Genomic DNA, 16,700 nt, shown 5'->3' on the forward strand with positions numbered 1-16,700 from the left:
TGTGGCCTGCGCCACTGACGGCCCCGGGGGCCGCGCGTAGCGTCCCCGACGTGCACCTCACCCAGCTCGGACGACCCTCGGTGTTCGTGCGTCCCGCCACCGTGCAGGACGTCGCGTTCCTGACCGACGTCGAGGTCGTGACGACCCGCGCGTCGGGACGCGCGCTGCCGGAGGAAGAGCGCTCGTTCCGCGCCGGCCTGGACGGCCGCACCCTGGCCGAGCTGCGCGGCGAGGTCGAGGGCAGCGAGACCCGGGTGATCGAGATCGACGGCGCCCGGGCCGGCCGGTTCTGGGTGACCCGGGCGCTCGACCACGTCGAGCTGTGCGCCCTGCAGCTGCTCCCCGCACACCAGGGCCGCGGCATCGGCACCTACCTGGTCAACCGGTTCCTCGACGCCGCCCGCGACGCCGGCCTGGTAGCGCGGCTGCGGGTCGAGCGCGACAACCCGCGGGCCCGGTCGCTCTACGAGCGGCTCGGCTTCGTCGTGGTCGACGGCGACGACACCCACGAGCACCTGGAGTGGCGGGCCTTCGTCAGGTCCTGACCACCCAGACCTCGAGCCGCGAGTAGCCCTTCACCGCGGCCCGCCGCAGCCGGCGGAACCGCCACTCGCCGGTCTCGCGGTCGGGGTGGTCATGGTCGTCCTCCTCGTGCTCGTCGTCGTGCGGGTGGATGCCGCCGAGCGCGTCGCGGGCACCCCGCTCGACGAGCACGCTGCCCGGCCGGGCCAGCGAGGTGAGCCGCGAGGCGAGATTGACCGTCGGGCCGAAGACGTCGCCGAGCCGGGGCACGACCTCGCCGTACGCCACCCCGGCGCGCACCTGGGGGAACGCATCGTCGTCGTCCGACCCCCGCCGTACCATCTCCAGCGCGGCCCGGGTCGCTGCGGCGACGTCCTCGGAGACGAACAGCACCTCGTCGCCGATGTTCTTGATCACCCGGCCGCCGTGCTCGGTGACGACGTCGGTGCACGCCGCCTCGAACTGCTCGACCCACGCGACCAGCTCGACCTCCGAGAGCGAGCGGCTGCGCGAGGTGAACCCCACGATGTCGACGAACCCCACCGCCAGCACCGCCGAGCCGGCCCCGGACGCGACGCCCATCACCCGCGAGGTGGCGCTGGCGAGGTGGCGGCGCCACACGTAGTCCTGCAGCGTGGCCACCCGGGGCAGCACCTGCTCGGTGAGCCCGGTGAGCTGGGCGGCGGGATCGCGACCGGACTCCAGCGCGACGTCGGTCAGCAGCGTGGTCTGCCACTCGGCGAGCCGGGCGAAGCTGCGCCCCCAGGTGCGCACCAGCGCCGCCTGCCGCTCCGGGCTGAGGATGCCCAGCGCCATCAGGTCGCTGCTGAGCCGCAGCGCCTCGACGTCGGCGGGGGTGAACGCGACCAGGTCGTCGTCGGTGTGGGGGAAGCCCAGCAGCCGCCAGAGCTCCTGGGCCACCTCCAGCGGTACGCCGGCGCGCTCGCAGACCTCCACCCGGGTGAGCGAGGGCGGCTCGCCGAGCAGGAACCCCTCGACCTCGGCGAGGGCCTCCTGGAACGGGTCGGTCACCCGCCTAGAAGTCGCCGCCCGCCCGTGCGGCGGCCACCGACTCGAGGGCCTCGTGGAACTTGGGCATCTCGACGTCGAGCCGGCGCAGGGTCTCGGAGGTGAAGTGGATCAACTCCAGCGGGGTCAGCGCGACGATGCTGGCGGTGCGCAGGGTGCGGTTGATGATCGCCGCCTCGCCCACGATGTCGCCGGGGCCGAGCTGGGCGATCTCCTCGCCGTCGTGGCGCACCGACACCGTGCCGCTGAGGATCACGTAGGCCTTGTCGGCCGAGGTCGACTCCCAGATCGGCGACCAGCCCTCCGGGAGCGTCACCCGCGTGCCGGAGGCGCTGATCAGCGCGATCTCCTCGGGGGTGAACATGGAGAAGAAGGTCTCTGCCATGGGGGGTTGCCTTTCGTCGGGGGAGCTCCGGCTCGGATCTTTCCGAAGTGGCCTCGTGGGGTCAACGAGCGACCGGCACCGAGGGCACGGCCGCCTGGTGGCTAGCCGGGCGCCGCGGCGCATGAACGGCGCAAAGGCGTGGTTCGGGCGCCCTGCCACCCGGCTGCCGCCGCACGAACAGCGCAAAGGCGCGGTTCGTGCGCCCGACCGCCCCAGCGCGGCCGCGTCAGAGCGGGTCGCGGGAGACGGGGCAGCTCATGCAGCGGGGGCCGCCCCGGCCGGAGCCGAGCTCGGAGCCGGCGATCCGGATGACCTCGATGCCGTGCGCCTCGAGCTGGGCGTTGGTGCCGTCGTTGCGCTCGTAGGCGACCGCGACCCGGGGGGCGATGGCGAGGGTGTTGTTGCCGTCGTCCCACTGCTCGCGCTCGGCGGTGACGGGGTCGAGGCCGGTGTCGATGAGGTGGAGGGTGTCGATCTCCATGGCCCGGGCGGCGGCGGTGAAGAACGGCTCGGCGTCGGAGACCGTGAGCACCAGGTCCCCGTCGGGCTCGCGGTCGCCCTCGGCGGTGACGGTGAACGCCTGCAGGGTGTCGACGACGTTGGGGTAGACCACGACCTTGTCGGTGTCGACCAGGGTGAGGATCGTGTCGAGGTGCATGGTGGCCCGCTCCTGGGCGATCGGCACCGCCAGCACCGTGTGCGCCAGGTCGGCGGCGAAGCACTGGCGCGCCAGCCGCTCGGCCCCGGCGGGGGTGGTGCGCTCCCCGACGCCGACCGCGATCACGCCCGGCTTGAGCAGCAGCACGTCGCCGCCCTCGACGTGCTCGAGGTGGGCGCCGTGCATCCGCGGCGTGCCGGCGAACCGGGGGTGCCGGGTGTAGATCAGCTCGGTGAGCTCGGTCTCGCGCTTGCGGGCCGGCATCGCCAGCGAGGTGATCGCGACCCGGTCGCGCACCCACACCGAGGAGTCGCGGGTGAACAGCAGGTTGGGCAGCGGGTCGATGAGGAAGTCGTCGAAGGCCAGCAGCGAGGTGACCAGCCCGAAGCCGCCGCGCACCTCGTCGTTGCGGATGCCCGCGGTGAGGTACGTCGTCAGCTCCTCCGGGGCCGCCTCCCCGAGCAGCCCCTCGAGGTAGCCGCGCATGGTGTCGCCGAGGTCGAGGTCGGCCAGCGCCTCGGTGATCGCGTGCTCGCGCGCGTCGGGCTGCTCGAGGGTCTCGGTGAGCAGGTCGGTGAGGTAGAGCACCTCGACGTCGCGCTCGCGCAGCGCTGCGGTGAACGCGTCGTGCTCGTCCTGGGCCCGGGCCACCCACGGGATGCCGTCGAACAGCAGCTTGTCGTTGTTGCGCGGCGTCAGCCGCTTGAGCTCCGGGCCGGGGCGGTGCAGCAGCACCGTCCGCAGCGTGCCGACCTCGCTGTCCGAGTAGTGGGGGGCCGTCATGGCCGCAGCGTAGCCGTCGGCCCGCCGGCCCAGCTCAACGGCGCAGCTCAGCGCAGCAGCTCCCACAGCACCAGCGCCTCCAGCACCAGGCAGACCCCGGCACCGGCGTAGAACAGCACGTGGAGCTTGACGAAACGCATCAGCGTGCGGCCCGCGACCACGGCCAGCCCGCTGACCGCGAGCAACGCGCCGAGGGCGCCGACGAAGACGCTCAGCGGTGACTCGTAGCGGGCGACGAGCGAGATCGTGAGCAGCTGCGAGAGGTCACCCCACTCGGCCGCGAACAGCACGAGGAACGACGCCACCACCGCGCCGATGCCGCGGGTCTCGCGAGCCTTCTCGACGTACTCCGACCCGTCGTCCACCTGGTGGCTGCGGGCCTCGCGCAGCAGCAGCACCGCGCCGGCGAGGAAGAGCACGGCGGCCGCGACCTTGACGACGTCGTCGGGCAGGAAGGACACGGCGTGGCCGAGCACGACCGCCACGGTGGTCTGCACGGCGAACGCCGCCCCGACGCCCAGCCACACCAGCACCGGCCGGTAGCGGGTGGCGAGCACCAGCGTGGCCAGGAAGGTCTTGTCGGGCAGCTCGACCAGGAAGATGGCGCCGAAGGAGAGCGCGACGACGGCGAGGTCCACGTCAGTCCCTCCCGTCGAGCCGTGCCTCGAGCGCGGAGACCTGGCGCCTGAGGTCGTCGATCGCGGCCAGGATCTTCACCGTCGACTCGTCCACGGCCTCCTCGATCTCCTCGCGGTCCTCCTCCGACTCGCGGTCGAGGGCCTCGACGGCGACGGCGATGAAGAGGTTCAGCACGATGTAGGTGGCGACCACGATGAAGGCGATGAAGAACAGCCAGGCCGCGGGGTAGGCGTCGGTCACCGGCCGGATCACGTTGGCCCAGTCGTCGCCGGTGGTGACCTGGAAGAGCGAGAGCAGCGAGGTGCCGAGGCTCCCGAAGTGCTCGGGGTCGGTGCCCCCGAAGAGCTGGGTCGAGACCACGGCGGCGATGTACATGACGATGCCGAGCAGTGCCGCGATCGAGGCCATGCCGGGCACCGTGGTGATCAGCGCACTCACCACGACGCGCATCGAGCGCACGGTCGAGAGCAGGCGGAGGACGCGGAAGACCCGCAGCACCCGCAGCACCGAGTACGACCCCGCGGTGGGCGCCAGGGCGATGAGCACCACCACGAGGTCGAAGACGTTCCACCCGCCGCGGAAGAACGACGGGCCGTGCGCGAAGAGGCGCAGCGAGATCTCGACCACGAAGATCGCCACGGTGACCCAGCCGACCACCGAGGTGGCGTCGCCCCAGCGCGCCATCCAGCGCGGCGAGACCTCGAGACCGAGCACCACCGCGTTGACCAGGATCACCGCGATGATCGACCCCTGGAACCAGGTCGACTCCACCAGCACGCGCACCCGGGCGCGCAGCGCGGTCACCGGTCGCCACCCAGGTGGGCGCGGGCGGCGGCGCCGGCCTCGGCCAGCACGTCGCGCGCCGGGCGGCCGAGTGCGACGGCGGCCCGCTCGACGTCGTCCCACTCCGGCTGGGCGGTGACCACGACGCCGTCGTGGCGCGACAGCTTCACCGCCACCGGTTCGCCGTCGACGGTCACCTCGACCAGCTCGCGCCCCAGGGCGTGGCGGGCGACGGCGACCTCGCGGACGCCGATCGCGGACGTCTCGCGCCACAGCACCTCGCGCGCGGCAGCCGCCGTGCCGGAGCGCACCAGCGCGCTCAGGGTGTGGGCCGGCCGCCCCTTCTTCATCAGCACCGGGGTCAGCCAGGCGTCCAGCGCGCCGGCGTCGAGCAGCCGGGCGAGCACCGTCGGCCAGAGCCGAGGATCGAGGTCGTCGACGTTGGTCTCCAGCACCAGCAGCCGCTCCGGGCCGTCGGTGGCCCCCGTCGCGGCGGCGGGCGCGGTGCCGGCGAACAGCCGCAGCACGTTGGCGTGGCCCTCGGGGTCGCGGCTGCCCGCGCCGACGCCGATCGCGCTGGTGGTCATCGGGGGCTGGCCGCCCCAACCGGTCGCCACCGTCACCAGCACGGCCGCGCCGGTGGGGGTGCACAGCTCGGTCTCGGGGGCGCCGGGCGGACCGGCGTACGACGGCACCCCGCGCAGCAGCTCGGCGACCGCGGGCGGCGGCACCGGCAGCCGGCCGTGGGCGCCCCGCACGCTGCCCGAACCGACCGCGACGGGTGACACCACGACCTGCTCGGCATCGAGGTGCACGAAGCCGGCCGCCGCACCCACCACGTCGGCGATCGCGTCGAGCGCGCCCACCTCGTGGAAGTGCACGTCGAGGGGGTCGGTGCCGTGGGCGGTCGCCTCGGCGCGGGCCAGCAGCTCGAAGGCGCGCTGCGCGAGGTCGCGCACCGGTTCGGCCAGCGGGGCGACGGCGAGCAGGTCGCGCACGTCGCGCCAGGTGCGGTGGTGGTGGGACTCCGCGGTGGTGACCCGCACGTGGAGCGCGGCGAACCCGTTGCGCGAGACCGGCTCGGCGCTCAGCCCCACCGGTTCGGGTGCCACCGCGTCGACGGCCGCCCGGAGCACCTGCAGCGGCACGCCGGCGCCGTGCAGCGCGCCGAGCAGCATGTCGCCGCTGGCGCCGGCCGAGGCGTCGACCCAGACGACGGTCATGGGGTGCGGCGCGCGACCCGGGCGGCGAACACGCCGGCGCCGTAGCCGTTGTCGATGTTGACCACCGTGACGCCGGGCGCGCAGGAGTTGAGCATGCCGAGCAGCGCGGCGATCCCGCCGAGGGAGGCGCCGTAGCCGACGCTCGTCGGCACGGCGACCAGCGGTACGCCGACCAGCCCGCCCACCACCGACGGCAGCGCACCCTCCATGCCGGCCACCACGACCAGGCAGTCGGCCGCGGCGAGCCGGTCGCGGACGGCGAGCAGCCGGTGCACGCCGGCGACGCCGACGTCCTCGACCAGGTCGACCCCGGCGCCGTGCACGCGCACGGTGAGCGCGACCTCGGCGGCGACGGGCGCGTCGGAGGTGCCGGCCGAGACCACGGCGACCGTGCCGTGCGGCTCGGGCAGCGGGCCGAGGGTGACCGCGCGGGCGACCGGGTCGGGGTGGGCGTCGGGCAGCTCGGCGGCGACCAGGGCCAGGGCGTCCTCGTCGAGGCGGGTGGCGAGCACCGCGCGGTCGGGGTGGCGTTCGTGGAGGGTGCGCAGGATGGCGGCGACCTGGGCGGGGGACTTCCCGGCGCCGTAGACGACCTCGGGGTCGCCGGTGCGCTCCGCACGGTCGACGTCGATGCGGGCGAAGCCGAGGTCGGCCGTGCGCACGTCGGCGGGGCTCGGGTCGGTCACGGTGCCTCTCCGCTACTGGTGGCGGCCGGGGTCGGCCGGGTAGACGCCGAGGATCTTCAGCTCGGTGGTGAAGAACGCCAGCTCCTCGAGGGCGCGGGCCAGGCCCGGCTCGTCGGGGTGGCCGTCGACCTCGGCGAGGAACTGGGTCGCGGTGAACTGCCCGCCCACCATGTAGCTCTCCAGCTTGGTCATGTTGACGCCGTTGGTCGCGAAGCCGCCGAGCGCCTTGTAGAGCGCGGCGGGCAGGTTGCGGACGTTGAAGATGAACGACGTGACGACCGGCCCGTCACCCGCCGGGGCCTGCACGAGGTCGGGGGAGAGCACCACGAAGCGGGTCGTGTTGTGGTCCTCGTCCTCGACGTCCTCGAGCAGGATCTCCAGGCCGTAGATGTCGGCGGCCAACGGCGGGCTGATCGCGGCCTGGGTGGGGTCGCCGGCCTCGGCGACCTCGCGGGCGGCGCCGGCGGTGTCGCCCGAGATCAGCGGGGTGAGGCCGTGCTGGCGGATGATCTTGCGGCACTGCCCGAGCGCGTGCACGTGGCTGTGCACGGTGCGGACCTGCTCCAGGCGGGTGCCGGGCACGCCCATCAGGTGGAAGCGGATCCGCAGGAAGTGCTCGGCCACGATGTGCAGCCCCGAGTCGGGCAGGAAGTGGTGGATGTCGGCAACCCGGCCGGCGATGGAGTTGTCGATCGGGATCATCGCCAGGTCGGCGTCCCCGCCCTCGACCGCCGCGAAGACGTCCTCGAACGACGCGCAGGCGACCGCCTCCCAGTCGGGGTAGTGCTGCACGCACACCTGGTGGGAGTTGGCTCCGGGCTCGCCCTGGTAGGCGATCCGTCGGGTCGCGGTCACCCGTGCAGTCTAGGAGCCGGCCGGCGGGTGCCGGACGCCGCGCCCGGGGGCGAGAATGCGGCCATGACCCCGCCTCCCGACGCCCCCACCGGCCCCGCCACCGCCGCTGTCGTCACCGGGGCCGCCCGGGGCATCGGCCGCGGCATCGCCGAGCGGCTGGTGGCCCGCGGCCACCGGGTCGTGGTCACCGACGTGGACGCCGCCGGGGCCGCCCGCACCGCCACCGAGATCGGGGCCGCCGAGGGCCTGGCCCACGACGTACGCGATCCCAACGCGCACCGCCGGGTCGCCGAGGCCGCCGCCCGCCACGGCCGGCTGGTCGCCTGGTTCAACAACGCCGGCGTGGGCTGGGACGGCGACCTCGCCGACCTCGCCGACGAGCAGGTGCGCGGCCTGGTGGAGGTCAACCTGCTCGGCGTGCTCTGGGGCACCCGGGCGGCACTCGACGCGTTCGGCCCCGAGGGTGGCGACGTCGTGCAGACCGCCTCGCTCTCCGGGCTCGGGCCGGTGCCGGGCCTCTCGGTCTACGCCGCCACCAAGGCCGCCGTGGTCTCGCTGACGATGTCGGTGCAGGCCGAGACCCCGGCCGGGGTCCGCGTGCACGCGCTGTGCCCCGACGGCGTCGCCACCGCCCTGCTGGAGGCGATGCGCGACGACGGCCGCGCCAGCCAGCTGGTCCACTCCGGTGGCCGGATCCTCTCGGTCGACGAGATCGCCGAGGCCGCGGTCGCGCTGCTCGGCAGCCGCCGCGTGGTGCGCACGATCCCCACCCGCCGTGGCGCCCTGATGCGCGCCGCCACCCTGGCGCCGTCGCTCGCCCAGCACTCCTTCGGCCTGCTCGCCGCCCAGGGCCGCGTGCGGGTGCGGGCGCGGCGCCGGGGTGGTGGTGGGTGAGGCTCGGTTCCGGGTGGCCGGACGGGGGTGGCTCACCGCTGCCTGGGGTGGTGCCGGGGTGGCGGTGGGTGATCCCCGGTTTGGGGTGGCCGGACGGGGGCCTGCTCACCGCCGCCCGCGGCGGCCCCGGGGCGGCGGTGGGTGAGCCTCGGTTCGGCGTGTTCGAACGGGGGCCTGCTCACCGCTGCCCGCGGCGGCCCCAGGGCGGCGGTGGGTCAGCCCCGGTTTGACCCGCTCGAACGGCGGCCTGCTCACCGCCGCCCGCGGCGGCCCCAGGGCGGCGGTGGGTGAGCCCCGGTTTGGCCCGCTCGAACGGCGGCCTGCTCACCGCCGCCCGCGGCGGCCCCAGGGCGGCGGTGGGTCAGCCCCGGTTTGACCCGCTCGAACGGGGGCCTGCTCACCGCTGCCTGGGGTGGCGCGGAGTGGCGGTGGGTGAGCCCCGGTTTGGCCCGCTCGAACGGCGGCCTGCTCACCGCCGCCCGTAACCCCCACCCGCCCCCACGGTTGTACGAGGACGGAGCACCAGGAGGTCCGATGTCGTTGCGCCCGCCCGCGGCCGCGGTGGTGCTGCTCGTCGCGCTCGCCGGCCTGGTGCCGAGCGTCCCAGCCGCCGCAAGCACCACCCCTGCCACCACCCCCGCCACCACCCCCGCCACCACGTCGTACGTCGTGCTGCTCGGGGGTGCGGGCGGCCCGGTGGCGCCGGTGGCCCGGGGCCTGGCCGCGGCCTTCGGCGGCACCGTGGGACACGTCTACGAGCACGCCGTGCGCGGGTTCTCGCTGCGGCTGCCCGCCGGACTCGCGCCCCGGCTGCGCCTCGACCCGCGCGTGGCCCGGGTGCTGCCCGACCGGAGGGCAACCACGACCACCACCGGCACCCGCACCCAGACCGGAGCCACCTGGGCGCTCGACCGGCTCGACCAGGCCCGGCGGCCGCTCGACGGTCGCTACACCTACCCCGCCGCGGCGGGCGCCGGCGCCCACGTCTACGTCATCGACTCCGGGCTGCGGGCCGACCACCCCGAGGTCGCGGGCCGGGTGGGCGCCAGCATCAACCTGGTGCCGCGGTTCCTGTTCCCCACCGACCCGCAGGCCTGGGGCGACTGCAACGGCCACGGCACCCACGTCGCCAGCAGTGCGGTCGGCGCGCGGTTCGGCGTGGCCAAGCGGGCGGTGGTGCACGCGGTGCGGGTGCTCGACTGCCAGGGCAGCGGCAACAACTCCGACATCATCGCCGGCATCGACTGGGTGGCGGGCAACCACGCGCCCCGCAGCGTCGCCAACCTCTCCCTCGGCTCGCCCAACGACCCTGCGCTGGAGGCAGCGGTCACCGGACTGGTCGCCAGCGGCGTCGCGGTCGCGGTGGCGGCCGGCAACGACGACCGCAGCGCCTGCGAGGAGTCGCCCGCCCAGGCCCAGGCGGTGCTGACGGTCGCGGCCACGACCGTCGACGACCAGGAGGCGGCTTTCTCCAACCACGGCCCCTGCGTCGACCTCTACGCCCCGGGCCTCGACGTGGCCGGCGCGAGCTCGACCAGCGGCGGCACCCGGACCCTCAGCGGCACCTCGATGGCCTCCCCCCACGTCGCCGGGGCGCTGGCTCTGCTGCGGGCCCGCCGCCCCGACCTGTCGGCGGCCGCCGCGCAGGCCCTGCTGGTGCGGCAGGCGACCACCGGCGCGATCACCAACCCCGACCCGGCCACCCCCAACCGGCTGCTGAGGGTCGTCTCCGACGAGCCGCCGGTGCCCGTCGTACGACGCACCTGCGTGCGGCTGCGCTGCACGTTCCGTGCCGGCCGGTCGCGAGACGACCACGGCGTGCGCGGCTACGTCTGGCGGGTGGGGCGCACCACCCACCGGGGTCCGCGGCTGACCCACCGGTTCGCCCGGCCCGGCGCCAAGCGGGTGCGGCTGGTCGTGGTCGACAGCGCCGGGCAGCGCACGGTGAAGGTGCTGCGCTTCAAGGTTCGTCGGCGCTGACTTGGCCCGGCCCGGGCCGGGCGGTCAGCGCGGGACGCGCACCAGCACCCGGCCGTGCACGCAGTCCATCCGCAGCTCCTTGCCCGAGCCGATGGAGTCGCCGTCGAGCTGGCGCGGGGTCTCGCTGGAGGCGCGGACCACGATCGAGCGACCGGTCATCCGGTTGACGGTGTCGTCGACCCGGCGCCGCTTGGCCAGCACCCGCCAGGCCAGCGGCAGCCAGGAGAGGAACCGGCGCGGGTGCAGCAGCACCACGTCGAGCAGCCCGTCGTCGATGGCGGCGTCGGGCAGCAGCGGCATCCCGGCCTGGAGGTAGCCGACGTTGCCGACCACGACGGTGCGGGCCCGGTGCTTGGTGAACTCGCCGCCGTCGACGGAGACCTCCACCCGCACCGCCGGGAACATCAGCGACTTCAGCCCGGAGATCACGTAGGCGACCCAGCCGACCCGCTTCTTGATGTCCTCGTTGACGCCCTCCATGATCGCGGCGTCGAACCCCATCCCGGCCATCACCATGAAGTGGGTCGGCTCGAAGCCGTCGCCGCTGACCTCGACCATGTCGATGGCGCGGTCCTGCCCGGTGAGCGCGACGTCGATCGCGGCGCGCAGGAAGAGCGGGATGTCGAGGTTGCGGGCGAGCAGGTTGCCGGTGCCGGCCGGGATGATGCCGACCGGGATGCCGGTGCCGGCCAGCTCGGCGCAGACCTCGCGCACGGTGCCGTCTCCGCCGCAGACCAGCACCAGGTCGGCGCCCCACACGGAGGCCTGCTCGGCCATGCCGGTACCGGGGTCCTCGATGGTGGTGTGGAACCACGCCGGCTCGTTCCAGCCGGCCTCGCGCGCCATCGTCGACACGATCGCCTTGAACGCGCCGACGTCCTCGACCTTGATCGGGTTGAGGACGACGGCGACCTGGCGGTGCGAGGGGAACGGCTCGGGCAGCGGCTCGGCGCGCACCGCGTGGCTGCGCGGCAGCGGCGAGTAGACCGCGAGGCCGAGGAAGACGGTGCCGACGCCGAGCAGCGCACCGGCCAGCACGTCGGAGGGGTGGTGACGCCCCAGCAGCACCCGGTCGGCCATCACCACGAGGGCGAGCACCACCATGCCGGAGTAGGCCAGCCGGCGGAGGCTCGCACGGCGCACCAGCATGGCGACCAGCACCACGACCACCCCGGCGAACGCCGCGATGTTGGAGCTGTGGCCGCTGGGGAACGACCGCTGGTTGAACATCACCGCGACGAACTGCCACTCGGGCCGGTCGCGGTCGACGACCTCCTTGAGCACCTGGGTGGCCACGAAGGTCACGAGCAGCGTGCCCGCGACGTAGACCGCCGCCCGGCGGTGCCCCTTGACGAACATGAGCACGGTGAGCGCGACCGCCAGCAGGGTGGCGCCGCCGGTGTTGAAGCCGATCTCGACCCACCGCAGCGGGTGGTGCAGCCAGCCCTCCTCGACCGCGAGCCCCCGGCTGTCGTCCATGCCCTCGGTGAGCGACCACCCCTGGTCGACCGAGACCCACAGCAGGGCGAACAGCGCGTAGCAGCCCAGCGCGCAGGCCAGCTGGACGTGGCGGGGTCGGTCGAGCACGCGCCCAGTATGGCTGCCTGCTTCCGGCGGGCCGGCGGCCGCCGGTGATCGACGCCTGGCGGTTGAGGAGGGACGGAGTCTGTCACTCGCTACCTGGTGCGACGACAGCTTCGAGGCTCGCTCCGCGAAGGCCGCTAGGCCTGAGCCTCGAGACCCGGTGCGACGGGGGCCCTCCCGTTCCCACCGGAGGGCGTTCGGCCGGCGGGGGTTTCGAGACAGTCGCTAGCGCGACTTCCTCAACCACCGGTGGGTGGCGGTGGTCGAGGTGCGAAGGCCGCTAGGCCTGAGCCTCGAGACCCGGGGAGACGGAAGCCCTCCCGGAGGGCGTGCGGGTGCGGGGGTTTCGAGACAGTCGCTAGCGCGACTTCCTCAACCACCGGTGGGTGGCGGTGGTCGAGGTGCGAAGGCCGCTAGGCCTGAGCCTCGAGACCCGGTGAGACGGAAGCCCTCCTGGAGGCGTTCGGGTGCGGGGGTTTCGGGACAGCTGCCAGCCCAACCTCCGCGACCACCGGTGGCCGGGCCGGGCGCGGCGGCCGAGGCTGTGCAACTCGGGTGAGGCGTGCGGGCGGCCCCGGATAGCCTTGCGTCGTGATCGACCCGCGCATCCTCCGAGACGACCCCGACCGCGTGCGAGCCGCCCAGGCCAAGCGGGGGCTGTCCGGCGACGTCGTCGACACCGCGCTGGCCGCCGACCGGGCCCGGCGCGACGCCATCGCCGTCTTCGAGTCGCGGCGGGCGGAGCAGAAGCAGCTCGGCAAGCTGATCCCGCAGGCGCAGGGCGAGGAGAAGCAGGGGCTGCTCGCGAAGACCAAGGCGCTGGCCGCGCAGGTCAAGGACGCCGAGGCGGCGCAGGCGACCGCTGAGGAGGCCTGGCACGCGGCGCTGATGTCGATCCCCAACCTCGCGGCCGACGACGCGCCGGCGGGTGGCGAGGACGACTTCGTGGTGCTCGAGCACGTCGGCACACCCCGCGACTTCGCGGCCGAGGGCTTCGAGCCCCGCGACCACATCGAGCTCGGCCGGATGCTCGGCGCGATCGACATCGAGCGCGGCGCCAAGGTGTCGGGCTCGCGCTTCTACTTCCTCACCGGGGTCGGCGCCCAGCTCGAGCTGTCGCTGGTCAACCTCGCGATGGAGCAGGCCCGCAACGCCGGCTTCACCCAGGTGATCGCGCCGTCGCTGGTGCGGCCCCGTGCGATGGACGGCACCGGCTTCCTCGGCCAGGCCGCCGACGACGTCTACCGGATCGAGGGCGAGGACCTCTACCTCGTCGGCACCTCGGAGGTGCCGATGGCGGCCTACCACTCCGACGAGATCCTCGACGGCGCCGCGCTGCCGCTGCGCTACGCGGCGTTCAGCCCGTGCTTCCGCAAGGAGGCCGGCTCGCACGGCAAGGACACCAAGGGAATCATCCGGGTCCACTGGTTCGACAAGGTCGAGATGTTCGTCTACTCCACCACCGAGGAGGCCGCCGCCGAGCACGAGCGGCTGCTGGCGTGGGAGAAGGAGTTCCTCGACAAGCTCGAGCTGGCCTACCGGGTCATCGACGTCGCCGCCGGCGACCTCGGCCTCTCGGCGACGCGCAAGTTCGACTGCGAGGCCTGGATCCCCACCCAGGGCAAGTACCGCGAGCTCACCTCGACCTCCAACTGCACCGAGTTCCAGACCCGGCGGCTCGACACCCGCGGCCGGTTCGACGACGGGGTGCGGCCGGTCGCGACGCTCAACGGCACCCTGTGCGCGATGACCCGCACCATCGTGGCGATCCTCGAGACCCACCAGCAGGCCGACGGCTCGGTGCGGGTGCCCGAGGCGCTCCGGCCCCACCTCGGCGGCCTCGAGGTGCTGAAGCCGATCGCGCCGTGACGGGGGACTGGACGCCGAGGGTCGTCGCCCTCGACATCGACGGCACCCTGCTGAAGTGGATCGACGGGGCCGGCGCGACGTACGAGGAGATCCCTCCGCGGGTGCACGCCGCCGTGCAGCGGGCCCTCGACGCCGGCGCCCACGTCGTGCTCAGCAGCGGCCGCTCGGTGCACGGCATGACCCGGATCGCCGACCTGCTCGACCTGCCGCGCGACCCGGACGACCCCGCGTGGATCGTGGCGTCCAACGGCGCCGTGGTGGTGCGCTACCCCCCGATCGAGGTGGTGCACGAGGAGACCTTCGACGCCGGCCCGGCCGTGCAACGGGTGCTTGAGCGTCACCCCACCGCGCTGGTGGCCGTCGAGGAGCGGGGCGTGGGCTACCGCGTCTCCGCGCCGTTCCCGCCCGGTGAGCTGACCGGCGAGATGATCCAGACCGACCTCGCCGAGCTGGTGTCGGTGCCGGTGAGCCGGGTCATCGTGCGCGACCCCGACGCCACGGCCGACGACTTCCTCGAGCTCTCCGCCGAGCTCGGCCTCCACGGCATCAACTACGTCGTCGGCTGGACCGCGTGGCTCGACCTCGCCCCGGTGGGGGTCAGCAAGGCCTCCGGGCTCCAGCACGTCGTCGACCGGCTGGGCCTCACCGCGGCCGACGTGCTCGCGATCGGAGACGGCCGCAACGACGTCGAGATGCTCCGCTGGGCCGGTCGCGGGGTCGCGATGGGGCAGGCGGTCCAGGAGGTGCTCGACGCCGCCGACGCCGTCACCGACCCGGTCGCCGACGACGGCGCGGCCGTCGAGATGGAGCGCTGGTGGTGACGCTGCCCGACGAGGTGGTCACCGAGCGGCTGCGGCTGCCGGTGTGGACCGCCGACGACGTGGCCGCGATCCGCGGCGGCGCGCGCCGTCCCGGCTGGCACCCCGACTTCCCGCGCGAGGACGACCGAGACGCCGCGTCGATGTGGCGTCCCGACGACCCGTGGTCGAGCCGCTCGATCGTGCGCGGCACCACCGTGCTGGGCTCGATCGGGTTCTTCGGCCCGCCCGCGGCCGATGCCGGGTCGGAGGTCGTGCCCGAGGTGGAGGTCGGCTACGGGCTGGTGCCCGAGGCACGCGGCTGGGGTTTCGCCACCGAGGCGCTGCTCGGCCTGCTGGCAGCCACCGACGCCGCCGGCGTACGGGTGCGGGCCGCGGTCGATCCCGGCAACCGCCCGGGCCTGCGGGTGCTCGCCACCTGCGGCTTCACCGAGCTGCGCGGCAGCGACGAGGACGGCCGCCTGGTCATGGCCCGGCCGCTCCCGGCGGTGCCCGGGTGAGCGCGCCGCGGCTGGTCGCCACCGACCTCGACGGCACCCTGCTGCACAGCGACGGCACCATCACCGACCGCACCCGCGAGGTGCTGCGCGCGCTCGACGAGCGGGAGGTGCCGGTGGTGTTCGTGACCGGTCGCCCGGTGCGGTGGATGGAGCACCTCTTCGAGGAGGTGGGCGGGGTCGGGCTGGCCATCCTCTCCAACGGCGCCCTGGTCTACGACGTCGCGGCCCGCCGGGTGCTCGAGACCACCCCGCTGGAGCGCGAGCCGGGGCTGGACCTCGCCGAGGTGCTGCGGGCCGCCGTACCCGGCATCGTGCTGGCGGTCGAGACCGGCACCGGACTGCGGCTCGAGGAGGGCTTCCTCGACGTCGACCGGGTGCCCGAGGGGACGCCCACCGGCCCGCTCGCCGACGTCTGGGACGAGCCCGCGGTCAAGCTGCTGGCCCGCCACCCCGAGCTGGCCGACGACGCGCTGCGCGACGCGGTGACCGAGGCGGTCGGGGAGACCGCGACGCCGACGTGGTCGATGTCGGGGCTGGTCGAGATCAGCGCCCGCGACGTCACCAAGGCCGCCGCCCTGGCCCGGGTGGCCTCGCGGCTGGGCGTCGAGGCCGCCGACGTCGTCGCCTTCGGCGACATGCCCAACGACCTCCCGATGCTCGCCTGGGCCGGCACCTCCTACGCGATGGCCAACGCCCACGACAGCGTGAAGGAGGTCGCGACCCACGTCGCGCCGGCCCACGACGACGACGGCGTGGCGACCGTCCTGGCTGGGATCTTCGACCTGTGATCTGCTTCCATGGTCGGGTGCTGGACCGCCTCGACCGCCTGCGAGCCGCCGCCGCGACCGCCCTCGTGGCCGCCGTCGTCGGGGTGCCGCTGGTCGCTCCGGCCGGCCCCGCCGCGGCGGCCCCCACCGGCCCGTGCCCCCAGCAGACCGTGCAGGACGGCACCCGGGGCGCCCGCGCGGTGTTCATCGGCACCGTCGAGGAGTCCACCCGTGAGGACCGCACCGGCGGTCAGCGCGGCGCGACGTTCGACCACGTGGTGACGGTGTCGCGGGTCTACCGCGGCTCGCTCACCAGTGACGCCCGGGTGCGCACCGACATCACCCCGGGCCAGTGCAGCCTCGGCCGGCTGACCACGGGGGAGGAGTACGTGTTCATGGTCGTCGGCGACGGCAACCCCTGGGTCGCGGTCGGCACCAGCGGCACCGCCCCGGCCACCGCGCGCCTGGTCGCCCAGGTCGAGCGGCTGCTCGGCGCGGGCGACCCCGCGGTCGCCCCCACCCCCGAGGCCGCCGAGATCACCCGGGTGGCCGACGCCGAGCCGCGCTCGTTCAGCCGCCTGGCCGCACCCGGCTTCGCCCTGGTGCTCCTCGGTCTCCTCGGCCTGGTCGTCGTCCGCGGCCTCGGCTCCCGCCGCTGACTGGAGCTACGCCGAGTCGGGGGGTGGTGGGGTGCGGGGAGGACGAGGCGGGGGGCGGGCCCGTGG

The 16,700-nt window shown here is 74.5% G+C and carries 17 protein-coding genes; 8 read left to right on the plus strand and 9 right to left on the minus strand.

Annotated features, from left to right (window positions below; genetic code table 11):
* Positions 1-50 precede the first annotated feature (50 nt).
* Complete coding sequence (locus JT721_RS04650; protein WP_205471752.1) at positions 51-545, plus strand: GNAT family N-acetyltransferase; 495 nt, start codon at positions 51-53, stop codon at positions 543-545.
* Here the strand turns inward: JT721_RS04650 and JT721_RS04655 are convergent.
* The 8 genes from JT721_RS04655 to JT721_RS04690 all read right to left on the minus strand — a co-directional run bounded on the left by JT721_RS04655 (position 535) and on the right by JT721_RS04690 (position 7,563).
* Complete coding sequence (locus JT721_RS04655) at positions 535-1,554, minus strand: adenylate/guanylate cyclase domain-containing protein (protein WP_205471753.1); 1,020 nt, start codon at positions 1,552-1,554, stop codon at positions 535-537. The genes JT721_RS04650 and JT721_RS04655 overlap by 11 nt on opposite strands.
* Before the next feature lie 4 nt (positions 1,555-1,558).
* Positions 1,559-1,936 (minus strand): Crp/Fnr family transcriptional regulator, encoded by a 378-nt coding sequence (locus JT721_RS04660; RefSeq protein ID WP_205471754.1) that lies wholly within the window; start codon positions 1,934-1,936, stop codon positions 1,559-1,561.
* Between the two features lie 226 nt (positions 1,937-2,162).
* Positions 2,163-3,377, minus strand: coding sequence for an arginine deiminase (locus tag JT721_RS04665; RefSeq protein ID WP_205471755.1), 1,215 nt, complete (start codon positions 3,375-3,377; stop codon positions 2,163-2,165).
* Positions 3,378-3,424: 47 nt separating this feature from the next.
* Positions 3,425-4,015, minus strand: a complete 591-nt coding sequence (locus tag JT721_RS21620) for a TMEM165/GDT1 family protein (protein ID WP_205471756.1) — start codon at positions 4,013-4,015, stop codon at positions 3,425-3,427.
* A gap of 1 nt (position 4,016) precedes the next feature.
* Positions 4,017-4,820 carry an ion transporter gene (locus tag JT721_RS04675; RefSeq protein WP_205471757.1) on the minus strand — a complete coding sequence of 268 codons (804 nt, stop codon included), beginning with the start codon at positions 4,818-4,820 and terminating at the stop codon, positions 4,017-4,019.
* Positions 4,817-6,022 (minus strand): nickel pincer cofactor biosynthesis protein LarC, encoded by a 1,206-nt coding sequence (gene larC / locus JT721_RS04680; RefSeq protein ID WP_205471758.1) that lies wholly within the window; start codon positions 6,020-6,022, stop codon positions 4,817-4,819. Before larC ends, JT721_RS04675 begins: the two co-directional genes overlap by 4 nt.
* Positions 6,019-6,708, minus strand: a complete 690-nt coding sequence (gene larB, locus JT721_RS04685; protein WP_307827885.1) for a nickel pincer cofactor biosynthesis protein LarB — start codon at positions 6,706-6,708, stop codon at positions 6,019-6,021. Before larB ends, larC begins: the two co-directional genes overlap by 4 nt.
* Before the next feature lie 12 nt (positions 6,709-6,720).
* Positions 6,721-7,563 (minus strand): prephenate dehydratase, encoded by an 843-nt coding sequence (locus JT721_RS04690; RefSeq protein ID WP_205471759.1) that lies wholly within the window; start codon positions 7,561-7,563, stop codon positions 6,721-6,723.
* A 63-nt stretch (positions 7,564-7,626) separates the two neighbouring features.
* On the opposite strand from JT721_RS04690, the gene JT721_RS04695 reads away from it, so the two are divergent.
* Positions 7,627-8,457 carry an SDR family oxidoreductase gene (locus tag JT721_RS04695; RefSeq protein WP_205471760.1) on the plus strand — a complete coding sequence of 277 codons (831 nt, stop codon included), beginning with the start codon at positions 7,627-7,629 and terminating at the stop codon, positions 8,455-8,457.
* A 534-nt stretch (positions 8,458-8,991) separates the two neighbouring features.
* Positions 8,992-10,437 (plus strand): S8 family serine peptidase, encoded by a 1,446-nt coding sequence (locus JT721_RS04700; protein ID WP_205471761.1) that lies wholly within the window; start codon positions 8,992-8,994, stop codon positions 10,435-10,437.
* Positions 10,438-10,461: 24 nt separating this feature from the next.
* Here JT721_RS04700 and JT721_RS04705 read toward each other — a convergent pair whose 3' ends face one another.
* The gene (locus JT721_RS04705; RefSeq protein WP_307827886.1) at positions 10,462-12,024 is read right to left on the minus strand and encodes a diacylglycerol kinase family protein; all 1,563 of its coding nucleotides are present in this window, start codon (positions 12,022-12,024) and stop codon (positions 10,462-10,464) included.
* 588 nt (positions 12,025-12,612) lie between these two features.
* On the opposite strand from JT721_RS04705, the gene serS reads away from it, so the two are divergent.
* From serS to JT721_RS04730, 5 genes are read left to right on the plus strand one after another with little or no spacing between them, the layout of a single operon-like run.
* Positions 12,613-13,890 (plus strand): serine--tRNA ligase, encoded by a 1,278-nt coding sequence (gene serS, locus JT721_RS04710; protein ID WP_205471762.1) that lies wholly within the window; start codon positions 12,613-12,615, stop codon positions 13,888-13,890.
* Positions 13,887-14,711 (plus strand): HAD-IIB family hydrolase, encoded by an 825-nt coding sequence (locus JT721_RS04715; RefSeq protein ID WP_205471763.1) that lies wholly within the window; start codon positions 13,887-13,889, stop codon positions 14,709-14,711. Before serS ends, JT721_RS04715 begins: the two co-directional genes overlap by 4 nt.
* Entirely contained in the window at positions 14,705-15,208 is a 504-nt protein-coding gene (locus tag JT721_RS04720) for a GNAT family N-acetyltransferase (protein WP_307827887.1), read from the plus strand. The genes JT721_RS04715 and JT721_RS04720 overlap by 7 nt, the downstream gene beginning before the upstream one ends.
* Positions 15,205-15,996: a Cof-type HAD-IIB family hydrolase gene (locus tag JT721_RS04725; RefSeq protein WP_205471764.1), complete on the plus strand. Its 792-nt coding sequence runs from the start codon at positions 15,205-15,207 to the stop codon at positions 15,994-15,996. Before JT721_RS04720 ends, JT721_RS04725 begins: the two co-directional genes overlap by 4 nt.
* A gap of 17 nt (positions 15,997-16,013) precedes the next feature.
* The gene (locus JT721_RS04730) at positions 16,014-16,634 is read left to right on the plus strand and encodes a hypothetical protein (RefSeq protein ID WP_205471765.1); all 621 of its coding nucleotides are present in this window, start codon (positions 16,014-16,016) and stop codon (positions 16,632-16,634) included.
* The last annotated feature ends 66 nt before the right edge of the window (positions 16,635-16,700 follow it).

The sequence above is a fragment of the Nocardioides sp. SYSU D00038 genome (assembly GCF_016924665.1).
Classification (GTDB): Bacteria; Actinomycetota; Actinomycetes; order Propionibacteriales; family Nocardioidaceae; genus Nocardioides.

What these genes read in the sequence shown, in the direction of transcription:
- JT721_RS04665 (WP_205471755.1), bottom strand. Translation starts at nt 3,377, where the DNA reads ATGACGGCCCCCCACTACTCGGACAGCGAGGTCGGCACGCTGCGGACG.
- JT721_RS04695 (WP_205471760.1), top strand. Translation starts at nt 7,627, where the DNA reads ATGACCCCGCCTCCCGACGCCCCCACCGGCCCCGCCACCGCCGCTGTC.
- JT721_RS04660 (WP_205471754.1), bottom strand. Translation starts at nt 1,936, where the DNA reads ATGGCAGAGACCTTCTTCTCCATGTTCACCCCCGAGGAGATCGCGCTG.
- JT721_RS04700 (WP_205471761.1), top strand. Translation starts at nt 8,992, where the DNA reads ATGTCGTTGCGCCCGCCCGCGGCCGCGGTGGTGCTGCTCGTCGCGCTC.
- larC (WP_205471758.1), bottom strand. Translation starts at nt 6,022, where the DNA reads ATGACCGTCGTCTGGGTCGACGCCTCGGCCGGCGCCAGCGGCGACATG.